Annotated in this window: 5 protein-coding genes; 1 reads left to right on the top strand and 4 read right to left on the bottom strand. The window is 41.7% G+C overall.

The window, feature by feature from the left end; genetic code table 11:
• Positions 1-279 precede the first annotated feature (279 nt).
• The 4 genes from fusA to JMX48_RS09020 form a co-directional block, all read right to left on the bottom strand.
• Positions 280-2,406, bottom strand: coding sequence for an elongation factor G (gene fusA, locus JMX48_RS09035; protein WP_201536874.1), 2,127 nt, complete (start codon positions 2,404-2,406; stop codon positions 280-282).
• Between the two features lie 344 nt (positions 2,407-2,750).
• Positions 2,751-3,224 (bottom strand): 30S ribosomal protein S7, encoded by a 474-nt coding sequence (gene rpsG, locus JMX48_RS09030; protein ID WP_201536873.1) that lies wholly within the window; start codon positions 3,222-3,224, stop codon positions 2,751-2,753.
• A gap of 220 nt (positions 3,225-3,444) precedes the next feature.
• Positions 3,445-3,819 carry a 30S ribosomal protein S12 gene (rpsL, locus tag JMX48_RS09025; protein WP_011281154.1) on the bottom strand — a complete coding sequence of 125 codons (375 nt, stop codon included), beginning with the start codon at positions 3,817-3,819 and terminating at the stop codon, positions 3,445-3,447.
• Positions 3,820-4,469: 650 nt separating this feature from the next.
• Positions 4,470-5,615 (bottom strand): EcsC family protein, encoded by a 1,146-nt coding sequence (locus JMX48_RS09020; protein WP_201536872.1) that lies wholly within the window; start codon positions 5,613-5,615, stop codon positions 4,470-4,472.
• 587 nt (positions 5,616-6,202) lie between these two features.
• On the opposite strand from JMX48_RS09020, the gene JMX48_RS09015 reads away from it, so the two are divergent.
• Positions 6,203-7,438 carry a beta-ketoacyl-ACP synthase II gene (locus JMX48_RS09015; protein ID WP_201536871.1) on the top strand — a complete coding sequence of 412 codons (1,236 nt, stop codon included), beginning with the start codon at positions 6,203-6,205 and terminating at the stop codon, positions 7,436-7,438.

Here is a 7,438-nt window from a genome sequence, read left to right as displayed (position 1 = left end):
CCAATGGTACCAACGTTGACGTGTGGCTTTTTGCGTTCAAACTTGGCCTTTGCCATGGGTATTTCCTCTTTTTTTGGGATCAGATACTTAGCTCGTATAAATACGGTCACTAAATAATTTTGATCACTTTAAGATAATTGTTAAAGGGTCGCACATACTAATGTGCAGATATTATAAGAAAATAACGACCAATAACAAGTCTTTTAACCAATTATTGGCGTATTTTCTATTGACGCTATAAAGACGTGCTCTATATCGTCATCGTTAATAAATTTTTATTTACTCGTCGTCATCTTTAGAGTTGAACTTAGAGATGATTTCGGCAGCAACTGATTTTGGAATCTCAGCGTACTTTTGGAATTCCATTGAATAAGTAGCACGGCCCTGTGACATTGAGCGCATTTGTGTGGCATAACCAAACATTTCCGCTAATGGAACTTCTGCACGGATCTGCTTAGTACCACCAGGTAAATCTTCCATACCCTGTACTAAACCACGACGACGGTTAAGATCGCCCATGATGTCACCCATATAGTCTTCAGGAGTCTCAACTTCGACTTTCATGACTGGCTCAAGCAATGCTGGGTCAGCTGCCATGAAACCTTTTCTGAAGGCCATAGAACCAGCCATTTTAAATGACAATTCATCAGAATCGACATCATGATAAGAACCATCATACAAAGTTGCTTTTACGCCAACTACTGGGTAACCAGCAAGTACGCCGTTTTTCATGCGCTCTTGGATACCTTTGTCGACTGCACCATGGAATTCTTTTGGTACGGTACCACCAACAACTTCTTCTGAGAATTCATACTCAACGTCGCCCGCTGGATCAAGTGGCTCAAGACGTAACCAAACGTGACCGAATTTACCACGGCCACCTGTTTGACGTACGAATTTACCTTCTTGTTCAACTGACTTACGAATCGTTTCACGATAAGCAACTTGCGGCGCACCGATATTTGCTTCTACGTTAAACTCACGCTTCATACGATCAACAAGAATCTCTAGATGCAGCTCACCCATACCACTGATGATGGTCTGACCAGATTCTTCGTCAGTATGTACACGGAATGACGGATCTTCTTTCGCCAAACGACCTAAAGCGATTGACATTCTTTCTTGGTCGCCTTTCGTCTTAGGTTCAACCGCTAGACTGATAACTGGATCTGGGAATTCCATGCGCTCAAGCGTGATAACATTGCTTTCGTCACATAGCGTATCACCAGTAGTTACATCTTTCATGCCGACTAATGCTGCGATATCACCAGTACGAATTTCTGCAAGCTCTTCTTGAGAGTTCGCCATCATCTGTACGATACGGCCAACACGCTCACGCTTCATTTTAACTGGGTTGTAAACACTGCTACCTTGCTTTAGAACACCTGAATAAACGCGAACGAAGGTTAAGTTACCAACGAACTTGTCATTCATGATTTTGAATGCTAAAGCTGAGAACGGTGCTTCGTCTGATGCTTCACGAGTGCCTTCAGACTCTTCTTTGTCATCAAGGATACCTTTAATAGCAGGTACATCCATTGGTGCTGGAAGATACTGAATAACTGCATCCAACATCTTTTGTACACCTTTGTTTTTAAAGGCAGTACCACAAAGAAGTGGAATGATTTCGTTATCAATCGTTAACTGACGAATAGCACTGTTGATTTGATCTACAGACAATTCACCATTTTCAAGATACTCATTCATGAGTTCTTCGTTTGCTTCAGCCGCGCTTTCTACAAGATATTCGCGATACTCTTCCGCTTTTTCTTGTAGTTCAGTTGGGATGTCACGTTCGTCGTATTCCATGCCTTGAGACGCTTCATCCCAATAAATAGCTCTCATGGTTACTAGATCAATAACACCTTCAAAGTCTTCTTCTTTACCAATTGGGATAACCAATGGTACTGGCTTACCACCAAGACGAGTTTTGATTTGCTCAATAACGCGATAGAAATCAGCACCAACACGATCCATTTTGTTTACGAATGCAAGACGTGGTACTTTATATTTGTTAGCCTGACGCCATACGGTCTCAGACTGTGGCTGAACGCCGCCTACTGCACAGTAAACCATGCAAGCGCCATCAAGTACACGCATAGAACGTTCAACTTCGATCGTGAAATCAACGTGACCTGGGGTGTCAATGATATTGATGCGATGTTCGTCAAACTGTTTGCCCATACCTGACCAAAAACAAGTCGTTGCCGCTGAGGTAATAGTAATACCGCGCTCTTGTTCTTGCTCCATCCAGTCCATGGTGGCTGCGCCATCATGTACTTCGCCAATTTTGTGGCTAACACCGGTATAGAATAAAACACGCTCAGTAGTGGTCGTCTTACCAGCATCAATATGCGCTGAGATACCAATATTGCGATAGCGATTTAGGGGAGTTTTACGAGCCATAGTGTTTTCCTAGGAAAAGTCGTGTATATAATAATGTATTGTGTCTCTACCTCATACTCTATGACAAAGCGGTCAGCTTCGTAATATTACTTACTGATTATTGCGCCTAATATGGACAAAAAAAGAGCAAATACTAAGAATAGTGCGGTATCAAATTTGGGACGCTCTATATCTAAAAAATTATTTTTTCAGAAAAGCGTCTAGATAGATATCCGCCATCTCAGATGCTAATAGGGAAACCCTGCTAGCAACATGATCGATGATGGCGGTCATCAATAGAATAAATAACAATCTAAGAGTAGTTGACGTGAGCCACTAATCTAAAGCTACTATTAAAAAGTAGCTTAAAAACGGTAATGAGAAAATGCTTTGTTAGCATCTGCCATGCGGTGAACTTCGTCACGCTTTTTCATAGCAGCGCCTTTACCATCAGCAGCATCATTCAATTCGCCTGCTAAACGCAAAGCCATTGATTTCTCAGAACGCTTAGCAGCAGCTTCAGCTAACCAACGCATAGCCAATGCAGTACGACGGGAGGGGCGTACTTCCATTGGTACTTGATAGGTTGCACCGCCGACGCGGCGAGCTTTTACTTCTACCATTGGGCGTACATTTTCAAGTACTTCTTCGAAGAAAGATACTGGATCTTCGATTTTGCGTTTTTCACTTACTGTCTCAAGTGCACCATAAACGATACGCTCAGCAGTAGATTTTTTACCATGACTCATTACATGGTTGATGAATTTTGCAACAGTTTGGCTACCAAACTTAGGATCCGGTAGGATCTCACGGGCAGCAACGACGCGACGTCTTGGCATAATAAATTTCCTTGTCTTCAGGAGTGTCCAACATTCACAACATCATACTTGTCAATAAGACATAGTTACGAGTTGTCAGTTAGCCTTACTGCATGGTGGTATGTTTAAAAGTAGCTAACCGATATAAAATTACTCGTATATCAATCATATTACCGTTGACACCAAACCCATGCACAGTTATTGGATAGTGCAAAAAACTTTAGTCAATAACGTATAGTTATTAAACTTTAGGCTTCTTAGCACCGTACTTAGAGCGACCTTGCTTACGGTCTTTAACGCCTGCGCAATCTAGTGCACCGCGAACAGTGTGATAACGTACACCTGGTAGATCTTTTACACGACCACCACGGATAAGAACAACACTGTGCTCTTGTAGGTTATGACCTTCGCCGCCGATGTAGCTTGATACTTCATAGCCTGAAGTCAAACGTACACGACATACTTTACGCATGGCTGAGTTAGGTTTTTTTGGCGTAGTAGTATATACACGAGTACATACACCGCGACGTTGTGGGCACGCTTCCAACGCAGGAACTTTTGACTTTTCCTTGATGGTTTTGCGACCTTTACGAATCAATTGGTTAGTTGTTGCCATGAGGCATCCTTCTCCCGTTTGGTATGAAACAAAAAAATGGGGGAACGCACCATCGATCTGCCATTAGCGACAGATTTTGAAGCACCCATTTTTAGGACAGTGTATTATAAAGAGTTGTTGCTGCTATTTCAACCACTTATGAGTGATTGTGCTTTACAACATTTGATAGATATGCATTCAGCCTACTATTATATCACTTTATCTGTTTTTAATTAAAAATTAGCTAAAAGACAGAACATCGCATGTGGTATTAAAAGTAAGGTTACACATGATTTCAGTAAGACGTTTAGAATTTGGTTTCAGTAAGACATTTAGAATTAAACAAACAGTCATTCATGACAAGTAGATGGCGATATTATCTTGTTTTTCAAGAGAAGCAAGATAATATCGCCGATATAAAGTGGATAGCGGGCCAATTTCAGCGCTACTAGGCCGTGTCACCATCTAGATTGTGAGGCTTAAAATGAGATAAATTGCCGTCAACCAAGGAAAATAACGCAGATAATATCGAGATATTATCTGCGTTATTTGACGATGTTTGACAAAATTTAGCCATTTTAAGACCACTAAATAATTAAGTGTGCTTATTTGATGACATGCCTTAGCTCGCTTTAAAGAAGGCTGCCTACCAATAAACGTTTAGATCGTTTTTATTTACTTGTCTTGTCGCTGGCTTTATCTACAGAGCTTGACGTGTCATCAGATGACTCATTAGCGCTGTCCTTCTTTTTATCATCTTTTTTCGTTTTTGCTTTTGTCTTTGTATCGTTGCTCTCAGTGCTTTCCTGCTCATCGCTGTCTTTTTGCTTATCACTATCAGCAGACTTTTTGACTTCTGCTTCACTACTACTATCGTCTGTAATAGCACGATTAGCCAGCTTTGCATCTGGCGCAAAAGTCGCTTGAGCCACACCAATCACCTCATCAATGAGTTGGCTGTTGTAACGCACACCAATGATGACTGCGGTAACTGGTAAAAAACGGCGAACCCATGACAGATTAATTTGATCCAAATCAATACCAACTTGACTGGCAACATTATCAATTTGCTCGGCATAAAAGTTGACATTTTTATTTTTCAGGCCTAAGTTTTTGAGTTCGCTATGTAAACCGCTACTTTGAGCATTATCGAGCAAACCTTTACCAATCCCAATACCAGCAAGCAAGGCTTGTTTTTCTTGCATTTTACTTAGGTCGGCATTTGCAAGTAGCTCATAAGCCATTTTGACACCTTGCTTTCCTGTCAATGGCTTATTATACACAGCGCCCAGCTGATAGACAGTGCGTAATGACACCAACAGCAACCACAATGTATCAGCGAGCATACCTGGCAGTCCGGCCAAACCTGTCAACCCACCCATCGCTGCCAATGCACGGTTCTGGTTAGCGATATCAGTAGCCAACGCATAACGCTGTTCATCGTCGAGGCTTTCGATATTAGCAAAACGATGTTCGTTAGGTAAATCAATTTGGCTCCAACTAGAGGCAAGCTTTGCTACTTGAGCAAACGCCCCATCTACAGTTGATTGAAAAAAGCTATTCGGAACAATTTTTTTGGCATATTTACCATAATTAGCAAACCGTGGCCCTAGTAGCTGCTGAGTTGCTTTTAGGGTTTGCTCACGAAATAAATCTTGTTGATAATCTTCATCGCCCAAATTGATCGCTTTGTATTGACGCGGCTTACTGGTCTTAGCATTCATGCTATCAATCAAAGCACCCGCACGCTCTAAATTATTGCGCGTAAAAGAGCCGACAGTATTGATACCTTTAGAGAGAGTGCTACGCTTTGCCATCGTGTTATCCTTAATATGATGATTAATTTTGTTTTATTATATGAGAGATTGACAATCTTAATGAATGGGTTATTTTAGCGAAAAATCATGACAGGTTTCAGTGCGAACAATGTTATTGCCCTCATAAACTTTGTATCTAAAAGTATAACGTACTTTATAAATTCTGCAAATTACGAATTATCTTTCAATTTATTCAGGCCGAATTTGATATGTTTTTGCGGATATAGTCAGAAATGAATCACTGATATGACTTCTTACTCGTTTATTTTTTAGGTAACTTCCAATGGTAATTGCAATTTTGTCGTTATTTTGCACTTGCGCCAAGATTTTGAACGCCTGATACGTTATCATATACCATCAGTTAAAGCCTGATTGTAATATCATTTATATAAAACCATTTATGCAACGTTTGGTTTTATGATGGCAGCAATGATGGCTATAAAAGAAGCATTTGACGCTCAAAAATCCTCTTCGAAAAATTTGCACGACTCAAGAGGCATATATTTAGCATTAAGTGATAAAAGTAGATTTTCAAAAACGATTATTAAAAGTCATTCTGAAAAATCGTTACTCATAAGGAATAGAATATGCGCCGCGTTGTTATCACTGGAGCAGGGATTGTCTCTTGTATCGGACATGATTTGGACACCGTTACTGCCGCTCTTAAACAAGGAAAGTCTGGCATTACCTTCAATAAATCGTATGCTGAGCATGAGTTTAAGTCACATGTTAGTGGTAGTATCGATCAATCGACGCTTGATACCAGCGGTATCGATCGTAAGTTGAAGCGGTTTTTTAGTGATGCCAGTCTCTATGCTTATGTTAGCGCCTTAAACGCGATTGAGCACTCTGGTTTGTCGCTTGAGACTATTAATAGTAATCCACGTGTGGGCTTGGTAGCGAGTTCGGGCGGTGCATCAACAGAAAATATCGTCAATGCTGTGGATGCCATGCGCGAAAAAGGCCTGCGCGGTGTTGGCGCTATGGCTGTACCAAAAACTATGGGCAGCTCGGTATCAGCCGCATTGGCCACAGGTCTAAAAATCCAAGGGGTTTCTTACTCTCTCGCTTCTGCTTGCGCAACGTCAACCCATTGTATTGGTCATGCCGCTGAGCTGATTCAGTTAGGTAAAGCCGATGTGGTATTAGCTGGCGGTAGTGAATCTGAGCATTGGACACAGTCTTGCATGTTTGATGCCATGGGTGCGGTTAGCACTCAATATAACGACACGCCAACACTGGCATCAAGAGCTTATGACAAGAATCGTGATGGTTTTGTGATTGCCGCTGGTGGCGCGATGGTTGTCGTTGAAAGTTTAGAGCACGCCCAAGCACGTGGCGCCAATATTTTGGCCGAAATCGTCGGTTATGGTGCCAGTTCTGATGGCGCAGAAATGGTCGCTCCCAGTGGTGAAGGTGCGGTACGTTGTATGCAACAAGCATTGGCTGAAGCAGGTTTACAGAGCGTCGATTATATCAATAGCCACGGCACTAGCACGCCACTAGGTGACATGACTGAGCTTAAAGCCATTGCCAAAGCTTTTGGTGATGATGTGAGTAAAGTACCTGCTATCAGCTCAACCAAATCTATGACAGGCCATAGTTTGGGTGCGGTTGGTGCACAAGAGCTGATTTATTGCTTACTGATGCTACAAGAAGGCTTCATTGCTCCAAGTATCAATGTCGAAGAATTAGATCCAGCGGCTGAAGGGTTTGATATTGTGACTCAAATGCGTGAAGCCAATCTTGAAACGCTAATGAGCAACAGCTTTGGTTTTGGTGGTACTAACGCCACTCTAATTATCAAAAAGTTTGACGCTTAG

Source organism: Psychrobacter immobilis, from assembly GCF_904846225.1.
GTDB classification, from domain to species: domain Bacteria; phylum Pseudomonadota; class Gammaproteobacteria; order Pseudomonadales; family Moraxellaceae; genus Psychrobacter; species Psychrobacter immobilis_F.
This window is presented reverse-complemented; position numbering and strand designations above follow the sequence as displayed.

Excerpts from the sequence above, each read along its gene's own strand:
- fusA (WP_201536874.1), bottom strand. The coding sequence starts at position 2,406 with ATGGCTCGTAAAACTCCCCTAAATCGCTATCGCAATATTGGTATCTCA.
- rpsG (WP_201536873.1), bottom strand. The coding sequence starts at position 3,224 with ATGCCAAGACGTCGCGTCGTTGCTGCCCGTGAGATCCTACCGGATCCT.
- rpsL (WP_011281154.1), bottom strand. The coding sequence starts at position 3,819 with ATGGCAACAACTAACCAATTGATTCGTAAAGGTCGCAAAACCATCAAG.
- JMX48_RS09020 (WP_201536872.1), bottom strand. The coding sequence starts at position 5,615 with ATGGCAAAGCGTAGCACTCTCTCTAAAGGTATCAATACTGTCGGCTCT.
- JMX48_RS09015 (WP_201536871.1), top strand. The coding sequence starts at position 6,203 with ATGCGCCGCGTTGTTATCACTGGAGCAGGGATTGTCTCTTGTATCGGA.